The sequence below is a fragment of the Leifsonia sp. Leaf264 genome (assembly GCF_001422325.1).
In the GTDB taxonomy this organism is placed as follows: domain Bacteria; phylum Actinomycetota; class Actinomycetes; order Actinomycetales; family Microbacteriaceae; genus Orlajensenia.
On the sequence record NZ_LMMR01000001.1, the window covers coordinates 462,312 to 487,136 of the forward strand.

25 protein-coding genes, 1 tRNA gene and 1 pseudogene are annotated in these 24,825 nt (G+C 65.1%); 11 read left to right on the forward strand and 16 right to left on the reverse strand.

Annotated features, from left to right (window positions below):
* Positions 1–4 precede the first annotated feature (4 nt).
* Positions 5–331, forward strand: a pseudogene (locus tag ASF30_RS23265) (transposase); the annotation flags it as partial.
* A 28-nt stretch (positions 332–359) separates the two neighbouring features.
* On the opposite strand, the gene ASF30_RS02130 reads toward ASF30_RS23265, so the two are convergent.
* The 3 genes from ASF30_RS02130 to ASF30_RS22495 form a co-directional block, all read right to left on the reverse strand.
* Positions 360–899, reverse strand: a complete 540-nt coding sequence (locus ASF30_RS02130) for a hypothetical protein (RefSeq protein ID WP_055900837.1) — start codon at positions 897–899, stop codon at positions 360–362.
* Positions 900–1,989: 1,090 nt separating this feature from the next.
* The gene (locus ASF30_RS02135; protein ID WP_082467383.1) at positions 1,990–3,537 is read right to left on the reverse strand and encodes a competence protein CoiA family protein; all 1,548 of its coding nucleotides are present in this window, start codon (positions 3,535–3,537) and stop codon (positions 1,990–1,992) included.
* Between the two features lie 214 nt (positions 3,538–3,751).
* A complete protein-coding gene (locus ASF30_RS22495; RefSeq protein WP_157496894.1) occupies positions 3,752–3,919 on the reverse strand; it encodes a hypothetical protein in 168 nt (55 codons plus the stop codon).
* Positions 3,920–4,172: 253 nt separating this feature from the next.
* Between ASF30_RS22495 and ASF30_RS02140 the strand changes: the two genes are divergently transcribed.
* Positions 4,173–4,400: a hypothetical protein gene (locus tag ASF30_RS02140; protein ID WP_055900842.1), complete on the forward strand. Its 228-nt coding sequence runs from the start codon at positions 4,173–4,175 to the stop codon at positions 4,398–4,400.
* Positions 4,401–4,420: 20 nt separating this feature from the next.
* On the opposite strand, the gene ASF30_RS02145 is transcribed toward ASF30_RS02140, so the two are convergent.
* The 6 genes from ASF30_RS02145 to ASF30_RS02165 all read right to left on the reverse strand — a co-directional run bounded on the left by ASF30_RS02145 (position 4,421) and on the right by ASF30_RS02165 (position 10,315).
* Positions 4,421–4,708, reverse strand: coding sequence for a hypothetical protein (locus ASF30_RS02145; RefSeq protein WP_055900845.1), 288 nt, complete (start codon positions 4,706–4,708; stop codon positions 4,421–4,423).
* Between the two features lie 2 nt (positions 4,709–4,710).
* The gene (locus ASF30_RS22500) at positions 4,711–4,851 is read right to left on the reverse strand and encodes a hypothetical protein (protein WP_157496896.1); all 141 of its coding nucleotides are present in this window, start codon (positions 4,849–4,851) and stop codon (positions 4,711–4,713) included.
* Complete coding sequence (locus ASF30_RS02150) at positions 4,848–5,177, reverse strand: hypothetical protein (RefSeq protein WP_055900848.1); 330 nt, start codon at positions 5,175–5,177, stop codon at positions 4,848–4,850. The genes ASF30_RS22500 and ASF30_RS02150 overlap by 4 nt, the downstream gene beginning before the upstream one ends.
* Positions 5,178–5,467: 290 nt before the next feature.
* Positions 5,468–8,017 (reverse strand): DEAD/DEAH box helicase family protein, encoded by a 2,550-nt coding sequence (locus tag ASF30_RS02155; RefSeq protein ID WP_055902400.1) that lies wholly within the window; start codon positions 8,015–8,017, stop codon positions 5,468–5,470.
* Complete coding sequence (locus tag ASF30_RS02160; protein WP_055900851.1) at positions 8,010–9,683, reverse strand: Eco57I restriction-modification methylase domain-containing protein; 1,674 nt, start codon at positions 9,681–9,683, stop codon at positions 8,010–8,012. Before ASF30_RS02160 ends, ASF30_RS02155 begins: the two co-directional genes overlap by 8 nt.
* The gene (locus ASF30_RS02165) at positions 9,680–10,315 is read right to left on the reverse strand and encodes an N-6 DNA methylase (RefSeq protein ID WP_055900854.1); all 636 of its coding nucleotides are present in this window, start codon (positions 10,313–10,315) and stop codon (positions 9,680–9,682) included. Before ASF30_RS02165 ends, ASF30_RS02160 begins: the two co-directional genes overlap by 4 nt.
* A 1,306-nt stretch (positions 10,316–11,621) precedes the next feature.
* On the opposite strand from ASF30_RS02165, the gene ASF30_RS02175 reads away from it, so the two are divergent.
* From ASF30_RS02175 to ASF30_RS02185, 4 genes are all read left to right on the forward strand, one after another.
* The gene (locus tag ASF30_RS02175) at positions 11,622–12,281 is read left to right on the forward strand and encodes a hypothetical protein (protein WP_055900860.1); all 660 of its coding nucleotides are present in this window, start codon (positions 11,622–11,624) and stop codon (positions 12,279–12,281) included.
* A gap of 148 nt (positions 12,282–12,429) precedes the next feature.
* Positions 12,430–12,579: a hypothetical protein gene (locus ASF30_RS22505; protein WP_157496898.1), complete on the forward strand. Its 150-nt coding sequence runs from the start codon at positions 12,430–12,432 to the stop codon at positions 12,577–12,579.
* Positions 12,576–13,160 (forward strand): hypothetical protein, encoded by a 585-nt coding sequence (locus ASF30_RS02180; RefSeq protein WP_055900863.1) that lies wholly within the window; start codon positions 12,576–12,578, stop codon positions 13,158–13,160. The genes ASF30_RS22505 and ASF30_RS02180 overlap by 4 nt, the downstream gene beginning before the upstream one ends.
* Before the next feature lie 49 nt (positions 13,161–13,209).
* Positions 13,210–13,746 carry a hypothetical protein gene (locus ASF30_RS02185; RefSeq protein WP_157496900.1) on the forward strand — a complete coding sequence of 179 codons (537 nt, stop codon included), beginning with the start codon at positions 13,210–13,212 and terminating at the stop codon, positions 13,744–13,746.
* On the opposite strand, the gene ASF30_RS02190 is transcribed toward ASF30_RS02185, so the two are convergent.
* On the reverse strand, positions 13,743–14,420 hold the full coding sequence (locus tag ASF30_RS02190; RefSeq protein ID WP_055900868.1) for a hypothetical protein: 678 nt from the start codon (positions 14,418–14,420) through the stop codon (positions 13,743–13,745). The genes ASF30_RS02185 and ASF30_RS02190 overlap by 4 nt on opposite strands.
* 99 nt (positions 14,421–14,519) lie before the next feature.
* On the opposite strand from ASF30_RS02190, the gene ASF30_RS02195 reads away from it, so the two are divergent.
* From ASF30_RS02195 to ASF30_RS02210, 4 genes are all read left to right on the forward strand, one after another.
* Positions 14,520–15,449 carry a hypothetical protein gene (locus ASF30_RS02195; protein WP_055900870.1) on the forward strand — a complete coding sequence of 310 codons (930 nt, stop codon included), beginning with the start codon at positions 14,520–14,522 and terminating at the stop codon, positions 15,447–15,449.
* Between the two features lie 223 nt (positions 15,450–15,672).
* Positions 15,673–16,656 (forward strand): DNA methyltransferase, encoded by a 984-nt coding sequence (locus ASF30_RS02200; protein WP_162240715.1) that lies wholly within the window; start codon positions 15,673–15,675, stop codon positions 16,654–16,656.
* A gap of 89 nt (positions 16,657–16,745) precedes the next feature.
* On the forward strand, positions 16,746–17,054 hold the full coding sequence (locus ASF30_RS02205) for a helix-turn-helix transcriptional regulator (RefSeq protein ID WP_055900875.1): 309 nt from the start codon (positions 16,746–16,748) through the stop codon (positions 17,052–17,054).
* A gap of 131 nt (positions 17,055–17,185) precedes the next feature.
* Complete coding sequence (locus ASF30_RS02210) at positions 17,186–18,253, forward strand: tyrosine-type recombinase/integrase (RefSeq protein WP_162240716.1); 1,068 nt, start codon at positions 17,186–17,188, stop codon at positions 18,251–18,253.
* A gap of 164 nt (positions 18,254–18,417) precedes the next feature.
* Here the strand turns inward: ASF30_RS02210 and ASF30_RS02215 are convergent.
* The 3 genes from ASF30_RS02215 to ASF30_RS02225 all read right to left on the reverse strand — a co-directional run bounded on the left by ASF30_RS02215 (position 18,418) and on the right by ASF30_RS02225 (position 21,079).
* Positions 18,418–18,489, reverse strand: a tRNA-Gln gene (locus ASF30_RS02215).
* 97 nt (positions 18,490–18,586) lie between these two features.
* The gene (gene gltX / locus ASF30_RS02220; protein WP_055900881.1) at positions 18,587–20,104 is read right to left on the reverse strand and encodes a glutamate--tRNA ligase; all 1,518 of its coding nucleotides are present in this window, start codon (positions 20,102–20,104) and stop codon (positions 18,587–18,589) included.
* A gap of 24 nt (positions 20,105–20,128) precedes the next feature.
* A complete protein-coding gene (locus ASF30_RS02225) occupies positions 20,129–21,079 on the reverse strand; it encodes a LysR family transcriptional regulator (protein ID WP_055900884.1) in 951 nt (316 codons plus the stop codon).
* 171 nt (positions 21,080–21,250) lie between these two features.
* On the opposite strand from ASF30_RS02225, the gene ASF30_RS02230 reads away from it, so the two are divergent.
* On the forward strand, positions 21,251–22,324 hold the full coding sequence (locus tag ASF30_RS02230) for an aminotransferase class V-fold PLP-dependent enzyme (RefSeq protein WP_055900887.1): 1,074 nt from the start codon (positions 21,251–21,253) through the stop codon (positions 22,322–22,324).
* Positions 22,325–22,327: 3 nt separating this feature from the next.
* Here ASF30_RS02230 and ASF30_RS02235 read toward each other — a convergent pair whose 3' ends face one another.
* The 3 genes from ASF30_RS02235 to ASF30_RS02245 form a co-directional block, all read right to left on the reverse strand.
* On the reverse strand, positions 22,328–23,098 hold the full coding sequence (locus ASF30_RS02235) for a fumarylacetoacetate hydrolase family protein (protein WP_055900890.1): 771 nt from the start codon (positions 23,096–23,098) through the stop codon (positions 22,328–22,330).
* 164 nt (positions 23,099–23,262) lie between these two features.
* Positions 23,263–23,712 (reverse strand): GNAT family acetyltransferase, encoded by a 450-nt coding sequence (locus ASF30_RS02240; RefSeq protein WP_235480237.1) that lies wholly within the window; start codon positions 23,710–23,712, stop codon positions 23,263–23,265.
* The gene (locus ASF30_RS02245; RefSeq protein ID WP_055900893.1) at positions 23,709–24,815 is read right to left on the reverse strand and encodes a branched-chain amino acid aminotransferase; all 1,107 of its coding nucleotides are present in this window, start codon (positions 24,813–24,815) and stop codon (positions 23,709–23,711) included. Before ASF30_RS02245 ends, ASF30_RS02240 begins: the two co-directional genes overlap by 4 nt.
* Between the last annotated feature and the right edge of the window lie 10 nt (positions 24,816–24,825).

Here is a 24,825-nt window from a genome sequence, read left to right on the forward strand (position 1 = left end):
CCCGGGGCGCCCGCGGACCAGACCGGATCGGGTTCGGGCAGATAAGGCGTATTCGTCGCGCGCTATCCGCTCTCACCTGCGTGAGCGACGACGTATCGGCGCTGTCATCCCGCAACCCTAAGACCAGGTTGGGCACCGCATCCGCCGGGGCAGCAAGGGTGGGCGGCCACCGGGCTTCGACCGTGACGACTACAAGAACCGCAACGTCCTCGAACGCAATTTCTCAACGTTCAGGGAGTGGCGTGGCCTCGCCACCCGCTACGACAAACTCGCCCTCACCTACCGCGGTGGAGCGGTCCTCCGCGCCATCACCATCTGGTCAAAGGCATGAGGAGACACGCCATAGTTGACCGGTACGCCTAGTCCTCAATGGATTCCACGGGACGCAACGGCTTGGAAGTGGCGCGGATTGCCGCCCTGCGCGGGTTCGAGATCCTCCCGTATCCTGCGAGGTAGTCCTGGAGAAGATCAGCCACCTGGGGTAGGCGCTCGAAGATCGGGTATCTCGCCATCCGGTAGAGCTCCCACCACAGGTCCGACTCTTCGTGACGGGTTTCGCTTTTGGCTTCATGGAGCGCTTGAACAAACAGCGCTTGTCGCTCCGCCCGTTCGACCGCCGTTTCAGCCAACGTCCAGTCCCACAGAATGCTCCAGACACCCGCTAGCCCGCCGCGCATCGTCAGAATCCGTTTCTGGTTAGAAAGCTGCTTCATCTCGATCTGGCGCTCTCGTCTCGCATCTTCGCGTTCAGCGGCGCGATCCAGACGCTCGTGCTCACGGTTCTCTGCCCGTTCTCTCGCCTCTCGACGTCGCAGGTCCAGTGCAAACAGCCAAGACGAGAAAGCGCCCACCCCGGCACCCACAATCGCGCCCACCATCGTGGCCCAGAAGACGTCCATTGCCCGAGATTAGCTGTCCGAGGAGTTGATCCGCCGCAGAGGCTATCGCGATGAGCCGGTCCTCGGCATCCCGTGGGGTCTTCCGTGACCTTGGAAATGCGACGAGCCCCTGAGGCTCCAGAGGTCATGGAGAGGCTTCCGTCGTCAAGCGGCGGCGTACTCATCCAGGTCCCGAACGCCCGCCGCATGGTCCGACGCGGCAGACACTCGCACGATGTCGCGCCAGAAACGCCGGGTCGAGTACACGACGTATCGCCACGCATCGAGTTCGTCGTCGTTCTCCTTGATCTGCTCATCCTCGCCACGCGCCGCCGCCTTCGGATCCCACAGGTAACCCGGCGCGTGCTCGATCAGCGCCGGGCAAGCACCTGATACGACGACGATGCCGTCGATAGCGAGCAGAGAATTCGACGTCTGGATGGCACCGTCCTTGGCGCGCCGGGAACGTCACCAGAATCGGCTCGATCAGAGCCCACTGAGAATCAGACAGAACAGAAGTACGCGACACCCATCAAGCATCACCACAAACGGCTAGAGCCATTGGGAGACAGGCCCTAGTCCCGCCCGCCAAGCCTGTACCTTTCGCCGAGGGTCGAGAACCATGCCTCGCCCAGCACGCTCTCAACTGGTGATTCATCACCCTCACCGGCCCTCCTCCAACGCTATGTGTGGGTCATCAAGGGTGCTCCACAATGCGTCCGCAAGGTCCAGCTCGACCGGCGGCTCGACCATCGCCCCCGTGGGTTCGGCGACGAGGAGTGTGTGCGGGTCCGCGCGCATCGAAGAAGGCTAATCGCGGTCCTCGCGATGGCGTTTTCGTTGTCCACAGGCGAGGCCTTGAGCAGCGAACGAAATCCTTCCCAGCCGGGTCGGCAGATGAGCCAGTGAGGCGCCAGCTCATGACAACGAGGCACAACCCGTTCGTGTCACCCCACGCCCAGCCTTGCGTTGGAGCCCAGGTTTGATCACGCGCCTCGGCTCGTCAGCACGCCGGGCGGCAACCCCCGGGGGCGGCGCCACAAACGGAGCGCTATCCGCTGCCCCGCCAGGTATAGACGGCACCAACGCGGTGAACGGCCCAGCCTCAGGGTCAACAGAGAATATGGCGGCCGGTGTCAGCGAGGATTGGGTCTAGCGGCAGGCCACACTGCACGCATGTGTACCCCGTCTCTTTTCGTGGGCGGATCTGTTCGCGTTGAGCGCGGCTGAGTTCCCACGGCGGCCGACGGTAGGCACCGCCAGCGCTGTCGTCTGTTCGCGTCCCGTCGCTCCTCACATACAGCGCCGCCCACTCAGGGAAGTTGGCGCCATCTCGGACAACGTTTTCGTTGCGATCCGGTCTGGGCGCGTAGTACGTCGGGTCTTGGCTTCCGTTCACATAGTGGCGGATCACCTGCACGAGTTTCAGCGCAGCGAGATGGTCCAGCCACTCGAGGACGGCGCCTCGGTGTTCCACGGGATCGGTCGGCACGCCGGCGGCCAACGCAAGCTCGTCTACTGTGGCGATCATCCCATCCAAGTCAAGCTTGGCGCTCTTCCGAGCCCCTTGGATATGTTCCAACCAGATGGCGGCCTGCCACTGCTGGCGTGGCAAATGGATACTGGGCCGCGGCTCCCTGACTTCCTTGCCGCGAAACGGTCGCGTTCTGCGTGGGATCCGCCACGTCAAATGGTCCGGCAACCGCCCGGCGTACCTTGCCAGCAGATCGGCACGAGCACTCGACCCCTGCCAGTTGACGATCGCAGATCGAAGTTGGCCGAGTTCTCGAGTCCGACGTGCATCCGCTTCTGCTTCCTGAGCTGCCAGCTCCGCCTCTCTGGCCCGGACACGCTCAGCTCGCTCACGGAGGTCGGACCGAAACGCGGCCTCACCGTCGTAGAGCTTCCGAAGAACGTCGGAACGGATGCCGCTCTCCAGAAGTTCGCAATCGTCCAGGCTGAATATCTGGAGCCGAGCCTTCGGCCCGCGGGGGAAGACCGGGACCTGTTTCGCCCTGACGTACTCGATGTCGTAGGCCACCGCGACCTGCAACGTGATGGGGTTGAACCAGAGAACTGGTTCGCTCGCAGAGCTCAACGCCTTCTGCACTTTGGTGAGGCGAACGTAGCCGTCTCTCCCGACCTTCAGCTGCGGGCCGACGGAGCCGAACAACCAGGTCACGGCGACGTCTTGGCGCATGTAGGAGTCGCTGCGGGTGGCAAAGTAGTTGTATTCCAGTGCTGAGTATTGGATCTCGAATGCGTGATGGCTGGTTCCACGACTGAGCATGACGTCCGCGCGGCGGTCGCGCCGTTCGGTGCTGATTTCCAAGTCGACACTCGCCTCGGGTGCTTGTGACTTTAACCAGTGTTGGAGCCGGTACTGCGCTTGAGCGTGCAGCTCGCTCATTCCCGGGTGATCAGCTGCAACGAGGTGGCGGAACCCATCTCTGTGCTGGGGACGGGACACTGTCGTCAGATTGCCGGTCGGGCAGCCCGGGACGACGCATTGGAGGTTCGCTTTCGCCCAGACGCGAACATCGTTGGCTGACCCGTGATCGAGTAGGTAGAGCGCACCATTCGACTTGTCGCGGCCGTAGACCATCCTCACGTCGCCGGACTGGAATGCGGCGAGCTGTTCCGGGGCGTGTGACGGCATGACCGAAAGCTACCGGTGCGGGCAGACACTTCGCGTCTCCCAAAGCTGGGGACGATTGCGGACCCAGCGTGGTTCGTGATTGCGATGTCGCGGTCCAAGCATCGACGAATCACGGCTACCTATCGGTTGTCACAGACTTCGGGTCGCTGGTGCCGCCAGAAGGCCGCCTAGGCGATCAGCTCCACGACCGTGCCACGAAGGAGTTGAACACGGACTACCTGTTCGCCCGCAGGTGCAGGACCGTCTGGTCGTCATCGAGCTGTCCGTCGATCAGCTCGACCGCCACGGCGTAGGTCGAGGCGGTCGCTTCGAGGACGCTTAGGAGCCCGGACCTGGCACGAACAGTGGCCGTGACAATGACGGTCGCGGGTTCGGTAGGCATCAAACCAAACTATCTGCGTGCGGTGCCGAGGTCAGACGAAGCATCTCCCCCAATGCGAGCGGCCCTCCGACTGGGGCTCCGCTCGCTCCGCCGATGTCCGGCATGGCTTACCGGGTCGTTCAGCTGCGCGGGTTCCGGTGCCGGGCTCCGGTCCCGGTCCCCAAGCTCGACGTTGTCCGCCGCCCGCCGCCGTCAGACCCACACCAGCGCGCCGCCGAGTCGGCCCCGCAGCCCTGCCGTATGGTCGGCTGACGTGGATGACCTGAAGCGGATCGAGACGGCTGCCGAGACGATCGTGGATGCACAGGCTGTGATCGATGCGGCAACTGTGAGGCGCGACGAGGCAATCGCGGCCGCACGGCGTGAAGGGTACCCATGGGCGCGGATCGCGACGGCCGCGCGCCTGTCACGGCAGGGCGCACGCGACGCCGCGATGCGCGCCAACGGCGGGGTAGTGCCGGAGCCACGGCAGCGAGGCTGACGGGCCCGCTGCCTCACCGACTACCGCCACTGCACCCCGTCCGGCGGGAACGTCGGTGCCAGCTTCTTGATCGCCTGCCCGTCGCCGCTCAGAACGAATTCCGTCGCCTCGATAGCGATGTCCAGCGTCTCGTGGCAGTATCCATCGAACCAGCGCCCGTCGACCAGCACTCTCACGCACCAGAAGAGGCGCATTGATCGCCGGCCGGCACGGCTCGTTGAGAGGACTGCATCGATCAGGTTGCCGGTGCGATGCTCGACGCGATCGGTGGTGACGGCGGTGTAGCCGGGTGGCAACTCGGCGACCATGGCTACCGCTGAACGCGGATCGAGATCAGATGCCAGCCTTCGGGGACCTGAGAGCGGGCATCGGCAAGACCGCGCTCGTAGTCTGTTGCTTCGACTTCGATGCGCTGTGTTTCCGAGGATGCGACGGTGGCGATGATCTTCATGGTTTCTCTCTTTGGGCTCGGCGGACGGCGCTCGCCCACACCCAAGCTCGGTGCGTCTGACCGGCTTCACCATTGAACTCGACGAGTACCGCACTGTCGGTGAACTCCACGGCGCGGCCGACGACGCGGTGAGCTTCTTCGTAGTGGACGATGTGCCTGACCCACGCCTCGACCGGGATGCCATCGCCCTCGGCTTGACGGCGCTTGCCAGTGCCGGCGATCTCATCCTCGAACAAGGAGACCGGCTCCGGTTTGTGCGCCAGCTTCTCGATTTGGCGAGATATGCCAGCGGCGCTCCATGCGGCGTACCGGCGTTGCTGACCCATGGGTCGATCGTAGCCGAACTCGAATGCATGTACGACACTCCTGCCACAGCGTCATCAGCTTCATTCAGAATTATGTGCGCAAAGTTTTCACGACGCCCCGGCGCCACGGCCGTGACGGCTGAAAGGTCCGCTGGTTCGGCGGATCAGTGCAGGCGCGATGGTTGCCGACCTCGCCAATCGCAGTGGCCTCGAGCAACGTGGCGGCTCGGTGGCTCGACGCACGCGTGAACGGGCAGGCGAACATCAGGGGCGACTCTCGGAGGCCTCGTGAAGCTGAAACCGGCCCCACCCTATTGACTCGCATTCACGGCGACGACTGTGTCGTACAGGCCGACTCGCCGGACCCCATCATCCGAGGCGATGCCCGTATAAGAAAGGGAAGCATCTTCGTACCTGCGGAACGCGAACACCGCCTGGTTCATGTGTGATGAGTTGAAGACGCCCAGCGAGACGAGCAGATCGAAGTCTTCGACGCTGAGACCGGTCACGGCCTTGAAGAGCGCGGGCTCCAGCTTGGTAATCACATCCTTCAACGTGTTCTCGCGGTAGTCAGTCAGGTACATGAACGCCGGGATTCGCGTTGCGAACTTGATCAGCTTCTCCTGAATCTTCTTCCGTTTGGACTTGTACTCCTGCTCCTCGTCGGAGAGTTCCTTCTTCTCCTTCGGGGTCAGGACATCACCCTTCGCCTTTTTCGTGCCCTTTACCGATTCGGATTTGTTAACCACCGTCTCGAAGACGTCGTTGCCAAGGGCTCGGAATCCCTCAATGTTCATCACCGCGGCCATCGCAGCCGCATTACCCATGATCTTCTTCAGTGTGTCGTTGTCGACGTTCACGAGAATCGCCGACTCCCACTTGCGGGCGAGCAACGTGGCGGACGTGCCAGCCATAGCAATATCGAGGATGGCGCCTGCGTCGACCTGAGTCATATTTGCGCCGTCGTACGCCAGTACCGGAAGGAATGACACCAACTCTTCGACAGCGCGTTCCGGATTCGGCTCGTCGGGTGACAGCCCGATTCCGTAATCCGATAACTGTTGGAGAGCGCGTGTCGGCGCGAAGTCGAAGACGAAACAGACGGGCTTGACGACCTCTTCTTCGCTCGGATCGTCACCATTCGGATTCTTGATTGACCAGGGCGACTGGACACGAAAAGCTGCCTGGAAGTACGTCTCCGGGGACTTGAGATTGCGGAGCATGAGAATCGAAGTCCATTGCGCGACCGTCACACCAGTGGTCAGTTTCCCGCAAGAAAGTGTGATCGTCTTGGTATCGACGCCGTTGCCGATAGCCTCGCGGACCGGCGGAAGCGCCTCCAACCCGATTCCGGCGCCGGGACCTGCGACGTTGAGCACTTGGTACTGCCCCCAGTAGGGCAGGTTCTGTTTCTCCGTCAGCAGGTTCGCCATCGCCCGGCAGGCCGCGACATTCGGCAGGAACCAGAATGAGTGCTGCAGGTACGGAAGCAGGCGTGCATCTGAGTACGGAAATGGCGGCCTTGTACCCGTCTTGAGGGAATCGACTTGAGTCGGCAGATGTTGGCCGCGAATGATGTCGAGCCACTTCTGGACGTCGTCCTTGTACGTGAACGCCGCATTCGGACCGACGCCAGTAGCGGCAAAGAACGCGTTGAGGTCGAACTCGTCGAACTCGCCCTGGCTTGCAACCGTCAGTAGTTCATCGGGCATCTGATATGTCAGAAGTCGCATCTCCGGGAGAGCACCGTAAGGATTCAGCTTTTCCGGATGCTTGCTCGCGTATTCAGACTTCGACCGCTGTTCATCGGTGTAGGTCCAGTTGAAAATTTGTTCTTCGATGAATTCCCCAGTGGCCAACGCCTTGAACGGCGTCCCGGAGAGGTATAGGTAGGCGCGAGTCGTGATCGGTAGGAAGTCCTTCTCATCGCTCCCGAGCTCGTCGAGCTCCTCGTCGAAGGTATTGAGAGCCTCGTTGTACGCCCCGGCAAGCTCCTTCTTCGCTTCTTTCTCATCCTCGCCCTCGAAGAGTTCCTTCGCGCTCTCTCGCCACGCGCCGTAGTGGTACTCATCGAAGATCACGAGGTCCCAGTTGATTGCGTGAATCCATTCGTTCCGGGCCTTGATCAGCCCAGTGTCCTTGTCTCGGCCGAGCAGGTCCTGGAACGAACCGAAATAAATGAGAGCCTTCCGCTTGTCGACAGTTGCCGGGTCAATGCCGGAAGACTTCGAGACGTACTGCCAGCCATCGAAGTCGTGGTGCGACAGCAAATCGGTCGCCCAAGCGTCCTCCACTGCGGGCTTGAATGTGACAACTAGCACACGGGTCGCCCCCAACGATTTCGCGAGCTGGTAGCTCGTGAAGGTTTTTCCAAAGCGCATCTTCGCGTTCCAAAGGAAGCGCGGAACCGCGTGCATATCCTCCTTCCAGATTGAGTGAAAGTAGTCGTGCGTCTTCTCGACCGCCCGCTTCTGCTCCGGACGCATCAGGAAGGTCTCGTGGTGAGTGCCGCGAACGCGTTGCCCGGTACGTATTTCCGTGATTGCAGTCAGTACGTCGGCGACCGAGCACTCCATCCACTCGAGCGTGGGGTTCGCGAACCCTTTGGATTTCAGTCGCTCCCGCACATCAAAATCTCGAAAGTAGGTGCCGTCGTCGCGGATCGCCGCCTCGTTGACCTCGATCGTGTAGTTCGTTACCGCGGCGGTCTTCACTTGCTGCGAGACACGTGCCTTCACGTCCTTCGCGGTCTGTCCGACCTTCAACCAGCCGTGGTGGCGGTCGTCGTGAATCGCATAGGCGTAGATGCGAAGCTGTCCGTCAGGACGCTCCGGCATCAGCTCATCGAGGGATTTACTCATCGGCCGGCTCATCCGAGAACTCCTCATCAGGGAGGGCTTCATCCTTGTGCGGCGCAACCTGAGATTCGATGAACGCGATCTCTTCAGCGGTGAGGCCATAGCGTGCGTAGAGCTTCGCGTCGGTCCACTCTTCGGTGAGAGGCACACACGGCGCGAAGGCGTAAACGTTCTTCGGAGCGTCCTGAGTTGATTTGCGGAGCGAGACCATGAAACGCATGAAGCGGGTTCGAAGATATTGCGCATATCGACCTGCCTCGACCTCGGAGTTGAAGCGTCCCGCAACCAAGTAGCTTTCCGTGCAGGCAGTTCCTGGCCCCGCAAGAATCGGCTTGCTCAGAAACTTTGTTTCAACTGCCGCGCTGGTGCCCTGAACTCGCGTCATCAACACCTTCCACTCATCAATCCACCCGAGGTTCTGCGGGATCTCCGAGCGTTCGACCCAACTGATCTTCTGAGAGCCGTAAAGCCGGACAGGGTCCTTGATGCCCTCAGGGGACGACTTACCGTGGAAGAACGTGCGGAGACCAAATGGCTTCTGGCTTGACACCACTGTGTCGAGAGCCGACTCCCCTTTGGCGCGCACCTTGTCGAGGATGGACACTGCCTCGTTGCGACGCACGAGTACGTCATAAGCGTCTAGGGGCCGAGCGACCGCGGCACCTAGAGGCTTTCCGTCCCACATCGTCTGGATCGTGCAGGGGCCGTCGTAGTCGCGTTCCCACAGGAAGTATGAGATGCCGCCACGTATCTTCACGCCCGGGAACCCGTCGTACAGCTTCGGGAAGTCAACGAGATTCTTCAACTGGTGGGAGCGGAGCATACGCTCCCGGAACCTATCTAAGCCCCGTCCACCCGCGAACCAGCGGGAAGGCGTGACCATCACCAGGCACTTCGGATCGAGGGCCATCGCGTTCTCGACGAAGAGCTGGTAGATAGGTGTCGCCGAGTTGCTGTTGCCACCGTCGTCGAGTTGGTAGGGCGGGTTCCCGATGATGACGTCGAAGTGCATGTCGTGTCCAAATATCTGCGCGATCCGCGCGTTGATGTCTGCGGCGTGTATGAATGCGTAGGCGTGCGACTCAAGATCGTCTCCTCGCGCGTACTCCGCCTCGTTCGCCCCACAGAATTCGCAGCGCCCTGTACCCGCAACCTCAACGAGAACTTCTCCTCCGTTGATTGGGTCGACCTGTCGTTCCCGCTTTCGCCTCCTCCAGGTGTGCTCAGTCCGATCGAACCAGACGTTGCCTGCCTCCGTCGTGAAGGACTTCGCAATGGAGTGCTTGCCGTTCGCCCACTTCGAGCAATACAGACTCCGCCGAGCGAGCATGGCGGTGAGCTGTGTGATGCCGATACCGAAGACCTGCTTCGTGAGGATGTGATCGACCCGTTCCCACAGGTCCGGGATCTTTGTCGCAAGCCCGTCGGTCAGTCGCGATGTGATCTCTCGGAGGAAGACGCCCGACTTCGAAAAAGGGTCTAAGAAGGTCACCGTCGAGTCGGCCCAGATGCTCGCGCCGCCGTGCGCTTCCGCCCACGCGGTTTCCAGTGTGTCGAGCATCCAGTTCGCGAATTCGGGCGGTGTGAAGACCTCGTCATTCGACAGGTTCGCGATGCACGTAAGCACATCCGGGTTTCGGCCACGTAACGCGAAGGTCGCTCGGCTCATCCCGCCAGCTCCTCGATAGTCATCAGTGGGTATTCCCTCGTCGGCGTGAAGATTTCGTGCTCCTCCAGGTGGTCCCAAAGGGTGCCCTGGAAGGAAGCCCGCTGGGTCAGGCTGTCATAGCGGAAGTCACGGCGCTGGTACCGACCCTTGCCGATGTACCCCCACTCCGGGAAGACGATCGGGTTTCCTTCGAAAGTGGTCATAGATAGGGCGTCGCCCCTGATGATGTTCGTGCCGAGCACGTGTTCGGCAGCACGATACAAGTCATCGCCCGGTTTCGTTCCGACGCCCTTGGCAAATGCCCCGAGAAGATTTCCCCGGCATTCGACAGCATTGTCCTCGAGCAGCTCAATTCCGTAGATGCACATGAGAGCGAGTAGAGCGTGATGCCGTCGATCGAATTCGCTCGTTCCATAGCGGGCTTCGACGGTCGCCAGTTTTCGGGATAACACAGGCACAAGGAAGTTACCTGAGCCACACGCGGGCTCCAGCACCCTCGAATCAATGCGTGCCGACTCATCTCTTACCAGGTCGAGCATGCCTTCAACCATCCAGTCGGGCGTGAACACCTCGCCGTGATCAGCAACCCGCTTCTTCGACTTGACCAGTGGTTCGGCCGGTCGTTCGATCATGGTTCTTGCCTCCCTCGTGCGGCTACTCCAGCGTAGTGTCGGGACGCAACCGCCCCAGCACGTTGGTTCTTCTCAAAGGGCAGGCAGCTGAAGGCGGTCCTGTGCAACACGGCGACCCTCTCGACCAGAGTTCGGCGTCCCCGGGAAGGAAGCATGGCTGTGGCGCCCGAAACGGCGGGTTTCCGTCGCTGGTCCTCAGCGGCACCTTGATGCAACGCTGCCGCGGCCAGCCGGGGCGATATTCTGTCGCTCATGATTCCGGAGTGCACTTCGCACAGGGAACGTACCCGCGGCGCGCGCTCGCTCCGCCCACTCGCCGCCTCGCTGCCAGGGAACTGAACGCACCTCGACCAACTCAACCCTCTGCCCGCGCCCCTCCCTGGGCATCCCTTGACGTCCGGCTGACCGTGGCCCCCGATCCCAGACGGGTCACCTCCACGCCCGCCGGTCAGCAACTATCGCAAAATCCACAGCTGTTGGGCCAGCAAGAGAACGACGCCCAGCCGGAACGAGTAGTGAAGAACGCGGCCTTCCCCACGTCCGGATTTCCAAGCTCCGCCTCCAACACGAGCCGCCCGCCAACCAGCCCGAGCCGGCCTCCGACCTGCGCCGTCCGGCAATACGTGGCGATGGCCTCGGCGATCAGCTGTGCGTCGAGGGGCTGTGGGGCGTCAGGGTTTTGGTCGGTCATGCACGCAACATGCGCGGCACTCCCCCGAGTTCGTGTCACCGGGCGATCCCCGCGACGGCGGATGCGGCGGGCGAGCTGGGTCTCGGCGGCGTAGGCAGGTACTAGGCGGGTACTGGGTTCCTCGGTGGTCACGGAGACCACATGCGCCGCACTCACCGAGAATCTCGGCGATACCCGGATACCAGCTTGGGACCAGCGTCGGGTATCGCCAGATTATCTAGGTGATCAGGCATTTCTGGAGGAATATGCATCGCGTTACCCGATTACCCAGTTGCAGCACCATGTGCATATACAGAGGGGCATATACCTCTTCTCTCAAAAGGAAGGAAAGGGAAGGCCCTTTAACTCTTAACTTGAATGGGTAATTGGGTAACTGTAGTAGTAAGTAGTAGTAGAGGCCTTATGTTTGCTGGGCTGTAGCCGTTACCCAGAGCGATACCAGCGCTGGCGATCTCGGTAATTCTGGTACCTGAACGCGCCTCATTTTTTTGATTTGGTTCGGCGTTGAGGAACTTTCCGCGGATCCTCACCCTGACCCCTCGTTTCGCCACATGCCTTCACGATGAGCGCTCGACCGTCCGAACAGGGCAGCGTGCCAAACGGAGGAGAACCCACATGCGCAAGCGCACCCTAACCATCACGATCACCGCGGGCGCCGTCGCCCTGGCCCTAGCCGGCACGTCCGTCGCCGTGGCATTGGCACCACAACCAACCGCGGTTGCCGCGTCGCATGCTCCGGCCAAGCCCCGACCTGCACCCGCAACCGCCGCGTCGCCGGCCGAGCCGGTCGCCCAGCCGACCGTCGAACCGGCGCACGTCGCCGAGCCGGTAGCTGCCACGCCTGTGACACCCGAGCCTGCACTGGCACCTGCGCCAGCGGCCCCGACCGAGTGGTCGCCGGCCGGCATCGACTGGCCGTCGATGACCAACGAGCAGCGTCTCGCCTGGGGCGTTCAGACGCTCGGCATCACCGCCCCGGTCTCGATCGTCGACGGGGTCGGCGGCCAACTCGGCGAGTACGGGTGGAACTTCGGACTGACCGTCACACCACTCGCGCTCGAGAAGGCCGCGTTCACGATCGACGCGCTCGCTCACGAAGAGCAGCACCGCGCGGACCACGAGTCCCGTGTCGCGCAGGTGGACGGAGACGGCAGCATCCTGAACATCTGCGAGATCGAGCAGCGAGCCGAAGCGACCGCCACGCAGAAGCTCACCGACCTCGGCGGGTGGGTGCCCGCGGGATGGAGCAGAGCTTCGGCGACACGGACTTGCTGACCTGATCGAGGGCTGCGGACAGGGCCGACTTGATCGGCTGACCGACCCCCATCCCGCACACCTGCGCCGTTGAGCCTGTGCCACGCTCGCCCGCCCCTTCGGACACCGGTCCGACCGTTTGCCGTCCGTTGCCGCGCATGAACCACACATGACCATGAAACGACCACCCGACGGCTACATCACCCTGTCCTCCGCCGCTTTCGAAGCGCAGAGGCTTTGGACCGAAGCCGACCTCGCACAGCTGGCGGCGGCCGGGCACCTGCCTACCCTCCGCCTGGACGACGCCGAACCGTCGTGAGCCCCGCAGCCGTCCGCCAGCTAGTCACCGAACGTTGGTCGGAGATCCGCGCGCTGGGGGCTGAGATCGAGACGGCGGTGACCAGGCTGATCGGCGAGTTCACGAGCGGTGTCATCGGCCGCCACCACCTGATCCGGGAGCTCGCCCGGATCCCGAATCCGTTCCGCACCGTCTCCCTGCCGCTCGACGAGGCTTTCGAGATGTACCCATTCCGCAGGACGGCTGGCTGGCAGGTTCACCGTGCGACGGTCGACGGGCGGATCGGATGTGATGAGCTGATCGGGATGATCGCCGAAGAGGAGATGGTGGACGCAGTGGGCGACGTGGCTCTCGGCGGTCCCGCGGTCCGTGCGCTTCGCCGAGCCGACGAGGTGGTGGCCGTCGGCATGACACCGGACGACATACTCGAGGCGCTGCTCCCGCGCCACGATCAGGAGGACACAAACGCCTATGCCCGGCGCCTGGAATCCAAGCTTCATGAACGGCGTGTGGAGGTGGCTCTCGCCGAATGCCGGAGCGTCGACGACTTCGTGTGCGAGCTCCGTGAGCAGGGCGCGATCACCTGGATCAGTGGCGGCTGAGGTGCCGGCCGATTCTCGGCCTGGACGTCGTGCCGCGCATGTGGTTGGCATGACAGCAGAACCTCACACGGCCACCGCCCTCCTCTGGGCACAGGGTCACGCCGTCGGCGACACGGTGCTCGCTGACGGGCTCCCCGGCGTCCTGGCGGCCGTCGCCCCTGACCTGCCGGCGCCGGCATCGGCCCGGCGTGCGCAGCGCGTACTCGAGGGCTACCGGACTCGGGCGCAGCTCACGTTGATCTCGGCTGCAACCGACGCCGGGCTGTCATGGAGCCGTCTGACCGCGGAGGAGATCCGGGCTCTCGATGAGGGCCAGGTCCACTGGTCGCTGGCCGGTGCCGAATGGCAAGCGCCCGTCCCGCTTGTGCTAGTCCGGCCCATATACGAGCCGTTCGACCCACCGGTTTGCGGTCGCACGTCGGTCATCATCCTCGACCCCCGCTCGTCCCGCCGCGCGGTCGCCAGCCTGCTGCTCGCCTTCTGCCGGACCCGCGGCCTGGTCGGCATCCGTCAGATCGAAGCGGTCGACGGTCCACCGGTCTCCACTACATCAGTGGGATGCCGATGCGCCTCGTGCACGCATTAGGCCGCCAGACGCTCGCGGAGCGCCGCTTCCTGCCAGGCGAGGGCGTCGAGCACCTCGCCGACCTCACCTTCCGCGTCGTCCAGGTCGAGCTCAGGGTCTATGTGCGCCCGAGACTGGCCGGACTCGATCCTGTGCCGAGCTTCAAGCACCTGGTCGGGTGTGGCGAGCCGGCAGACGACCTGGCCACCACGTCCGAGCTCGGTGATCGCCCAGATGCTGCCGTCGTCGTATGCGCGGAGCAGCGATCCTGGACCGAGCACGTTCGCGAGCACGGGCGTCGCCCACTGTTCCGTGTCATCGGTGTCGACCGTCGACTCGACGACCGCGAACCGGCGGGCGCCGGGTCGGTGGTCTGCGATGATCTGCTCGACCGTCACCAAGTAGCCGCGGTCGACGTGCCAGGTCTTGCCGTCCGGGTCCCAGCGAGCACCAGCGCCCTGGCGGACGGCAGATTGGACACCCTGGTCGAACCCCCACCCGGAGATGCTGACACGGCCGTCGGCACGCTCCGAGGTCTTTAGGAGCGGGTCACCGGGCGGCGTCCACTGTGCGTCGAATGACGGGCGGAAGCGGGCTTCCGGGGACCAGCGGTCAAGCGTGAGCTCGGGTGAGGAGAGCAGGGTTGCTCGCCAGCGTCCGTCATCGTGTCGTCGTTGTTCTTCGTTGAATGCCATCCCAGGTGTTCCTCTCCGTCGGTGGGATGGGCGCGGGAGGTCTGCTGAGTAAGTGTGCGGCTAAGTGCCGCGCATGAGTCGGGTGGAAAGGACCCCACCATGCCACTCGCCGTTTCCGGCCGTCTGCTCGGCGACCGCCACATCCTGGTCGACACGCTCGGCGAGGTGGTCGAGACACTCATCAACGACCTCCCGCCGATCGAGTCCGCCGATCGCCACACCGCGCTCCTCGCATGGGCGACCGAGCTGGCGGAGGATGAGAACACGGCGACCCGAGCCCGCTGGACTGCCGCCAACCGCCAGGCGCCCGACTGCGTCTGGGACGCGGACGCCGTCGTCATCCACACGGCCAAGGACCTCCGCGGCTGGAAGCCCGAGTATCCAACGAGGACGGTCGTGGCCGACGCGTGGGGCGAGGAACGCGCCAAGATCCTTTGGAGTCGATCGCAGTTCAACTTACGGATCCTCGACGCGTCCGGTGCTCAGCCGCTCGCGGAGTCCCTGGTCCGGGCAGGCCTGCTCCGTGCGGAACGTCTCGAGGGGCGCGAGGATCCGCGCGCCAACCGGATTTTGGCCGATGGCCCCCTCTTGCCCGGCCTTACCGTCTGCGACTCCCCCGCATATCTGCTCGATGTGATCGCTGATTTCCTGGCCGTCGAACCGGCACCGCGCGGATTCGATCGACTCGAGGGACTGCCGGCGTTCTACCGACGGCTCTCGGCGGCCGCAGCCGAAATGCTCACAGTCAGGTTCCTCGATCGCGCCCCGGCCCTCGGGATCACGATGCTGACCGACGAGGAGGTCGCATGGGCTCGGCACCACCGGCTCGGGCCACCGCCCAGCGACGTCTATGCCGGGCGGGTTCCGGTCGTCGTTCTAGCCGGTCACTACGAGATGCCGATGGGCGTGGGCGACGGTGAACTGCTGACCATCGATCCGCAATCACCGTCAACTCTCATCGCCAGCCTGTGGCGGGCGGGCGGGTTCACCAGCCTGGCCGGGGATCGGATCGAGCACGGGACGCGGTGAACCGAGGCGCGCGCGGATGGGGCCGCAAACGTAGGGGCGGCACGAATCCCCTCGCGACCACCTGACCGAGCCCCGGGCCGAGAGCGACCCGCAGTACGTCGACGGCCTCGACGGCCTCATGCTGGCCCCAACCCGACGCAGCCACGCAGGTCCGGCCTGACGGTGGTGGCGGCGCAACGGTCGGCGCGACGAGCGACGTGCCGCGCATGTAGGGTCTGTGATCGTGCCTCTGTCTGACTACCTCTCGATTCATCACGCTGACGTCCGCGATCTTCTGCCGACGATCGCCGCTGGGTCCGTGGACCTTGTCCTGACCGACCCCCCTTTCGGGATCGGCCAGACCGACCGGACGCCGGGCGAGCCGAAGTTCGACCACGACTCGCTCGCCTTCTCTTCGGCCTTCTGGGCGGGCGTTCGCCGAACCTTGGGTCCCGGCGCGCTCGTCCTATCGTTCACCGCCACGCGGACCGGTCACCGGGTGGCCACCGCCCTGGAGGATGCGGGGTTCACTATCCTCGATCAGATCGTGACACTCCGCGGTCACGGCTTCCCGGCCGGCGACGTCCAGGTCGACGGCCGCCACACCCGTCTGCGCCCGGCTGTCGAGCCGATCGTTGTCGCAGCCAACCTGGCGCCCGGCCAGACATTCGGAGGCTCGCTGCGAGCGGGCGAAGCACACGCCTTCGATGTCGACGCGGTTCGAATCCCAACAAATGAGGACCGATCACGAATGCCCGGGAAGGTGCGGGCCGAGCACGCGGTCCGTGTTCAGCGTCGCGGCCACGGTCGGGTCGACGCGCACGCTGCTGGCCGGTGGCCGAGCAACGTCGTGCTGGAGCACGAGCCCCGGTGCACCGATTCGGAGTGCGCCGAGACGTGCCCGGCGACCGTCGTCGATGAAGGCGGCCGGCAGAAGTACCGCGCTGGCCGCGAGCGGGCCTCACGCCTGTTCAGCCAGGTCCGTTACGCGCCACGCGCAACACCCGGCGGGCATCCGACGGCCAAAGCCGAGTCGCTCGCCACCTGGCTGGCGGAACTGACTGTGGCACCACACATGACCATCCTCGAGCCCTTCGCCGGCGGGGGAAGTCTTGCGCTGGCCGCGGCGCGGCGGCTGGCTGAGTTGGGCGGCGGCGGGCGGGTTATCGCCGTGGAGAAAGAGGTGAAGTACGTCGACCTGATGAGAAGTGCCATCAGCAAGGTCTGAAATCAGAAAGTTGGGGTGTGCCGCGCATGTAACTAACACGAAGCCCTCAGGGGCCCTCATCTAGTTACCCCGCACAGAAAGCACAAAGCATGACTTCAATCGAACCGGCCGGGATCGCTCCCGTAACCCCCATCCGCGTCTGGACCTTCGACGACGTCGCGGAATACTTCTGCGTCTCCGTCAAGACCGTCGAGCGTTGGCGTTCCGGCAAGGTGGCAGGCATCACCTTCCCGCCCGCCATCGTCGTCGGCCGCAACGTCCGCTGGGAGCCGCAGGACGTCATCGACTGGGCCGCCGAGCAGAAGGAGCCGACTCCAGTCGTGGCAGCGGTCCGCGAAGACAACGAGTATGTCGGCGTCGACCTGCGCTCGGACCGCCGCCGGAAGAAGGCTGCCTGATGGCCGGCGTAGGGCGGCCCGGCCGCGCCCGCGGCTCCTGGAGTTTCACCGAGCCCGTCGAGGTTTCCGCCGGCCGCTGGTTCTCCCGTGGACGCGGCCGAGACCTGCGTGGCGGCTCATTCGACATCGAAGTGACCCGCGAGTCCAAGGAGCTGGCGGCCGACGACATCAAGGATAAGTGTGGACGACGCGCCCGTGCCGGCAAACCCGCGGTGTCGAAGGACCCGCTCGTCTCTGAGTTCATCGACCTCTACTTGGCGCGGGTACGGCGACTTACAGAGCAGGGAAAACTCGCGGTCCAGACGGAGGAACGGTACCGGTCCTCCGCCAACAACCGCGTCTTGGATGGGTTCGGAGCGCTCCGAGCCAGCGAAGTCGAAGCCGGTGACATCATCGACTTCCTCGACGAGGTGTCGGAGAACCATCTCTCCGAGGCTCGCAACTGCCGTGTTGTCCTGCGGGGCGTGTTCCACGAAGCGGTCAAGGCGAAGGCCATCGCTATGAACCCCGTTGTCGCCGCGGCAGTCCGGATCGAGGTGCCGAAGAAGTCCCCGCGGCGCCTGACCATGGGCGATCTCATCGAGCTCCGCAAACTCGTTTCGGAGTGGCGGACGGCGCCAGGCACGATGGGACCTCGTCCGACGAACGACCTGATCGACCTCATCGACGTAATGCTCGGGACCGGCGCTCGCATCTCGGAGATTCTGTCCTTGCAGCCCGATGATGTGTTCGTCGAGACGAACGACGATGGCGAGGACGTCGTCTGCCTCCGCCTCCGTTCGACACTCGTCTACGCGAAGGGCCTCGGCATCCATCGTCAGGATCGTCCCAAGACCGACGCATCCAACCGCGAGATCGCCGTCCCGAAGTCTGCCGCGGAACTCATTCTGCGGCGTACGATCTACGGCGGCGGGACGTGGCTCTGGACGAACCGGGACGGTGGTCCGATGTGGCGCTCTAGGTTCGCTGTCCAGCTCAACAAGGTCACCAAGGGCACTGAACTTGAGTGGGTGTCGAGCCACATCTTCCGCAAGACCGCCGCATCGGAGATCGCCGACGTCGTCGGCTTGGCTGCAGCGCAGGCTCAGCTCGGCCACGAGGACCAGCGCACTACTCAGGACATCTATGTGGAAAGGAAGAAGAAGGCCCCAGACCTTCGCGCCGTCCTCGAACGACTGTCCAGTCGGTCGGCCGCCTGACTCATCCAGCAGAAGCGCCTCTCCAGGGTGGAGGGGCGCTTTTGCGTGCCTTGACCGTCGATGCGATCGCAATTTATGGGGAGATTATGGGGAGTTCGGCCTATTACAACTCTGGCTACCCTCTTGCAGATACAGAAAAAGCCCGGAAATCCGGGCCTTTCGAGCTGGGGTACCTGGACTCGAACCAAGAACAACGGTACCAGAAACCGCCGTGTTGCCAATTACACCATACCCCACCAGCCGCAGGCGAACCCCCGGCCGACATGCAACTCTAACCTACGGATGGGGCCCCCTCAAAATCGAGGGAGCCTCGTGCCGCGGGCGTCGAGTCGACTAGACGGTTAGCTCCCCCTGCAGGCGCGTCAGACGCGCCAGGGTGTCGTCCTTGCCGAGGATCTGCATCGACTCGAACAGCGGCGGTGACACTCGGCGCCCGGAGACGGCGACCCGCAACGGCGTGTACGCGACGCGCGGCTTGAGGCCCAGACCGTCGATGAGGGCGCCGGACAGAGCCTCCTGAATGGTCTCGTGAGTCCATTCCAGCGGCGGAATACGATCGAGGACGTCGACGGATGCCGCGAGCACGGCAGCCGCGTCGGCCGGGAGTCCTGACACCACACCGTCGTCGTACGCGAGGCTCGCCGCATCCGTGAACAGGAAGCCGAGCATGCCCGGCGCCTCTCCCAGCAGGGCGATGCGCTCCTGCACGAGCGGGGCCGCTTCGGCGAGGATCGCCTCCTGCGACGGCGTGATGGGGCCGGTGAGGATGCCGGCGGCCTCGAGGTAGGGAACCGTGCGCGCGGCGAAGTCCTGCACGCCGAGCATGCGGATGTGGTCGCCGTTGATCGACTCGGCCTTCTTGAGGTCGAAACGCGCCGGGTTCGGGTTCACGTCGGCCACGTCGAACGCGGCCACCATCTCGGCCACGGTGAAGACATCCCTGTCGTGCGAGAGCGACCAGCCGAGCAGCGACAGGTAGTTGACCAGGCCCTCGGGAATGAAGCCGCGGTCACGGTGGTGGAACAGGTTCGACTCGGGGTCGCGCTTCGAGAGCTTCTTGTTGCCGTCGCCCATGACGTAGGGCAGGTGACCGAACTGCGGGACGAACGTGGTCAGCCCGATGTCGATGAGGGCGTGGTACAGCGCGATCTGGCGCGGAGTCGAGGAGAGGATGTCCTCGCCTCGCAGCACATGGGTGATCTGCATGATGGCATCGTCGACGGGGTTCACGAGCGTGTAGAGCGGAGCACCGTTCGGCCGGACGACGACGAAGTCGACGAACGATCCGGCCGGGAAGGTGATCTCGCCGCGCACGAGGTCCGTGAAGGAGAGGTCGTCGTCGGGAACGCGCAGGCGCAGGGCGGGCTCGCGTCCTTCGGCTCGGAAGGCCGCGCGCTGCTCGTCGGTGAGGTCGCGGTCGAAGTTGTCGTAACCGAGCTGCTTGGGGCGGCCGGCGGCCTCGTTGCGGGCGTCGATCTCCTCGGCGTTCGAGAAGCTCTCGTAGATGTGGCCGGAGGCCTTCAGGCGCTCGATCACGGCGAGGTAGATCGCGCTGCGCTGGGACTGGCGGTACGGCTCGTAGGGTCCGCCGACGCCGACCCCTTCGTCCCAGTCGAGGTTCAGCCAGGTCAGGGCATCGAGGAGCTGCTCGTAGCTCTCCTCGCTGTCGCGCGCTGCGTCGGTGTCCTCGATGCGGAAGATGAGCTTGCCGCCGGTGTGACGGGCGTAGGCCCAGTTGAAGAGCGCCGTCCGCACCAGGCCGACGTGCGGCGTTCCGGTGGGCGACGGGCAGAAGCGAACGCGAACGTCGGTTCCGGTGGCTGTGGAGAAGGGGTGCGCGGTGTCAGACATCGCCCTCAAGTCTAGCCAGCGGCATCAGGCCCCGTCGCCGGTCCACTCTGTGCGGTCGATGCCGGCCAGCGCGCGCAGGCTGGCACCGATGGCGGGCACGCGTTCTGCTCCTTCGGCAGTCACGACATGCAGGGTGCGGTGGTCGGCGTGCGTCGTCGGCAGCGCGACGACTCCCGCCGGAAGCCGGGTCGAGGCGAGGGCCAGTCGCGGCAGCGTGGCGACACCGAGCCCGGCCGCCACCATGCTGAGTACGGCCACGAAATTGTCGGTCTCGTAGCCGATGCGCGGAACGTAGCCGCTGGCGTCGCAGAGCTCGACCAGGTGACCGCGGCAGCGCGGGCATCCGGCGATCCAGCTCTCGCCGCTGAGGGCGGCCAGGTCGACGGATGCTGCCGCTGCCTGCGGATGCGCATCCGGAAGCACGACGTGCACCGGCTCCTGTCCCACCGTGCGCACCGACAGTCCGCGGGCGCTCTCTCGGTGGGGGTCGTCGCGGTCTCCGGGGTAGCTGAACGTGAGGGCGATGTCGGCGCGGTTCTCGCGCACGGCGGCGACGGCCTCCGGCGGTTCGGCCTCGAGATAGCTGATCGCGACCGCCGGATGCCGTGCCGCCATCACCGCGAGCAGCCTGGGCACGATCGTGGCCGACGCCGAGGGGAAGGCCGCGATGCGCACCCGCCCGGAGCGGAGCCCCCGCAGCTCAGCGATCTCGCCTGCAGCTGCATCCAGCGCCGTGGCGACGGCTTGGGCGTGCCTCGCCAGGATCGCTCCGGCCTCGGTGAGACGGATGCTGCGCCCTGTGCGCTCGAGCACGGGCATGCCGAGCCGGGACTCGAGGCGCTTCATCTGCTGGCTGATGGCCGGCTGGCTGTAGCCGAGGGCCTCGGATGCCGCAGTGATGGAACCGTGCTCGGCGATGGCCAGCACGACGCGCAACGCATGCGAGTCGATGTCGATGTCGGGCGTGCCGACCATGGTGTCCTCCTAGTTCTGCGCCGTCGTTCTTTCGCGACGCTGTCGTGATCTCAGTAGCGGGACGCAGATACGGGCGCGCAGCGCGGGTTCGGTCATCACATAATGCCACGTTATGAATGACAGCACTCATCTGCGATTGTCGAATGAGAGCGTCCGTCGCACGATGGAGGCATGACCACAGTCAGCACCCGACTCACCCTCGATGAGGCTCGCGTCGGCTTCGCCGCCGGTCGCGGCTACCTCGCCGCCTGCACGCTCGGCCTGCCGTCGCTGGAGACCAGCGCCGCCATGCGTGGCGATGCCGAGCGCTGGGCTCGGGGTGAGGCCTGCGCGGTCGACTACACGGCCGTGGTCGAACGAACCCGGAGTTCCTACGCCTCCCTCGTGGGCGTCGACGCCTCCCGCGTCGCCATCGGCTCGCAGACCTCCGTCATGGCCGCTGTGATAGCGGCGAGCGTTCCCGACGGTGCCGAGGTGCTCTGCGCCGACGGCGACTTCAGCTCGATCGTGTTCCCGTTCTTAAGCCAGGCGCACCGGGGCGTCGTGGTGCGCTCGGTGCCGGTGGCCGAGTTGGCGGCGTCGGTCAGCGGATCGACGTGGCTGATCGCCTTCTCACTCGTGCAGTCCGCTTCCGGTGCCGTCGCCGATGCCGACGCCATCGTGGCGGCCGCGCGCCGGCACGGCTCCCGCACCCTCTGCGACACCACGCAGGCCGTCGGCTGGATGCCGGTGGACGCAGCGCTCTTCGACGCCACGATCTGCCACTCTTACAAGTGGCTGTGCGCCCCTCGTGGAGCCGCGTTCCTCACCATCTCGGCGACCTTCGCCGACGCGGTGGCGCCGACGCAGACGGGCTGGTACGCGGGAGTGGACCCCTGGTCGTCGTGCTACGGCCCGGCGATGACCCTCGCCACCGATGCCCGCCGCTTCGACGTCTCACCGGCATGGCCGATCTGGGTGGGAGCGGAGGCTGCCATCGGGCTCTTCGCGGCGCTCGACATCGCGGAGGTGCACACTCACGTCACCGGGCTGGCCGGGGCGTTCACCGACGGGCTGGGGCTCGAACGTCGGCCCGGTCAGGCGATCATCACCTGGCCCGACGCCGATGGCAGCGACCTCGCCCGGCTCACGGCATCGGGGATCACTGCATCGGGGCGCGCCGGATGCGCCCGCGTGGCGTTCCACCTCTGGAACGACGAGCAGGACGTCGCCGACGCGCTTACGGCGCTCGGCAGGCCGACCTGAGACTCAGCCGCGCGGACGCACGACAGGGTTCGTCAGGATGCCGAGCCCGGTGATCTCGACCTCGACGGTGTCGCCGTTCTCGATCGGGCCGACGCCGGCCGGAGTGCCGGTCAGGATGATGTCGCCCGGCAGGAGCGTGAAGACGCTCGACGCGTACGCGATGATCGTCTCGATGTCGTGCACCATGTCGGTGAGCGGCGCCTGCTGCTTCACCACGCCGTTGACGCGCGTGACGATCTCGGCCGACGGGAAGTCGAACTCGGTGTCGACGATCGGACCGATCGGGCAGAACGAGTCGAAGCCCTTCGCGCGCGTCCATTGGCCGTCGGACTTCTGCAGGTCGCGCGCGGTCACGTCGTTGGCGATGGTGAAGCCGAAGACGTGCTCCATGGCCTTCTCCTCGGTCACGTTCTTGGTGATCGTGCCGATCACGATGGCGAGTTCGCCCTCGAACTCGACGCGGCTGCTCTGCTTCGGCAGGACGATGTAGTCGCCGGGTCCCGTGACGGCGGTGTTCGGCTTGAGAAACAGCAGCGGCTCGTCCGGAACGGCCGTGCCCATCTCGGTGGCGTGGTCGCGGTAGTTCTTGCCGACGCCGACCACCTTCGACCGTGGGATCGACGGAGCCAGAAGGGTGGCATCCGCGATCGGAACCCGCTCCCCCGTGGTGTCGTAGCCGGCGAACATCGGGTCGCCCGCCAGGACGACCAGGTCGTCGTCGTCGACGATTCCGAAAGCGATGCGATTGTCGTGGCTGAACCGTGCGATCTTCATGGCTCAACGCTACCGGGCGCAGTCCAGCGCCGCCCACCTCCCGTCGTGTGAAGGCGACGCGTACGCGTTGTGAAGGCCGCGGGCGGCAGAGGCCCCGGAATTCGCGGGTGGGTCCGCGGCGATGCCTTCACACGGCGGGCGGATGCCGCAGCTGCACCGACTCCTCAGTCGTCGGCGATGAGACGCTTGCCCAGACTCACGGCGTTGTCGGGCGCGTAGCCGATCGCCTCGTAGAAGCCGAGGGCTGCGGTGTTCGTGCCGCGCACCTGGAGGTTGAGCTTGGGGCATCCGCGTGCTGTCAGCATCCGCTCGGCCTCCCGCACCAGGGCTCGCCCGTGGCCCCGACCCTGTTCGGCCGGGTCGACGGCGAGGTAGTTCATCCAGCCGCGGTGACCGTCGTAGCCGATCATGACCGAGGCCACGACGCGGCCATCGCGCTCCCCCACGAGGAACAGCTCGGGCTGCTCGGCGAGCTTGCGCTCGATGTCGCGGTGCGGGTCGTTCCAGGGCACGACGAGTCCGCAGGCGTGCCAGAGCGCGACGACGCTCTCGGTGTCGTCGCGCTCGAAGGCACGCAGCTGCAGCGCGGCGGCGTCAGTCAGTCCACCGCTCACGCGTCGAGACGCACCAGCCAGCCGTGGCGATCCTCGACGCGGCCGTACTGGATGCCGGTGAGCTCTTCGCGCAGCGACAGGGCGAGTTCCTCGGCCTGCGGGCCGTTGTGCACGATCTCGAAGTCCTCGGAGAGCAGTCGGCCGATCGGTACGATGACCGCGGCGGTGCCGCAGGCGAAGGCTCCGACGATGTCGCCGGATGCCGCACCCTCACGCCACTCGTCGAGCGTCACCTTGCGCTGCTCGATGAGGTGGCCGCGGTCCGCGGCCAGGCGCAGCACCGAATCGCGCGTGATGCCCTCGAGGATCGACTCGGACTCCGGCGTGATGAGAGTCCCGTCCTTGCGGACGAGCACGATGTTCATGCCGCCGAGCTCCTCCAGGTACCTGCCTTCGTCGAGGAACAGCACCTGCTGGCAGCCGTGCTCGTAGGCCTCGGCCTGCGGAAGCAGGCTCGACGCGTAGTTGCCGCCGGTCTTGGCCGCTCCGGTTCCGCCCTTGCTGGCGCGGGCGTAATCGGTCGACAGCCAGATGTTGACGGGCTGCACGCCCCCGCTGAAGTAGGCGCCGGCGGGGCTGGCGATGAGGTAGTAGGCGACCTTCTTGGCCGGTCGCACACCGAGGAACGCCTCTTTCGCGAACATGAACGGACGCAGGTAGAGGCTGGTCTCCGGCGCCGTGGGCACCCAGTCGGCGTCGACGGCGACGAGCTGCTTGAGCGAGGCGATGAAGTGCTCGGACGGCAGCTCCGGCAGGGCGAGCCTGTGCGCCGAGCGCTGCATCCGCGCGGCGTTCTCGTAGGGACGGAACGTCCACACGGAACCGTCGGCGTGCCTGTAGGCCTTGAGGCCCTCGAAGATCTCCTGCGCGTAGTGCAGCACGGCGGCCGCCGGGTCGAGCTGGATGGGACCGTAGGGCGAGACGCGCGGTCGGTGCCAGCCGCCCTTCTCCGACCAGCACACGTCGACCATGTGATCGGTGAAGTGATTGCCGAATCCGGGGTCGGCGAGGATGGCCTCGCGCTCCTCGACGGAGACGGGGCTGTCATTGCGCACGACCTGCCAGATGAGGCTCTGGCTTGCGAGGGGAAGCTGGATCGTCATGGGCTGCTCT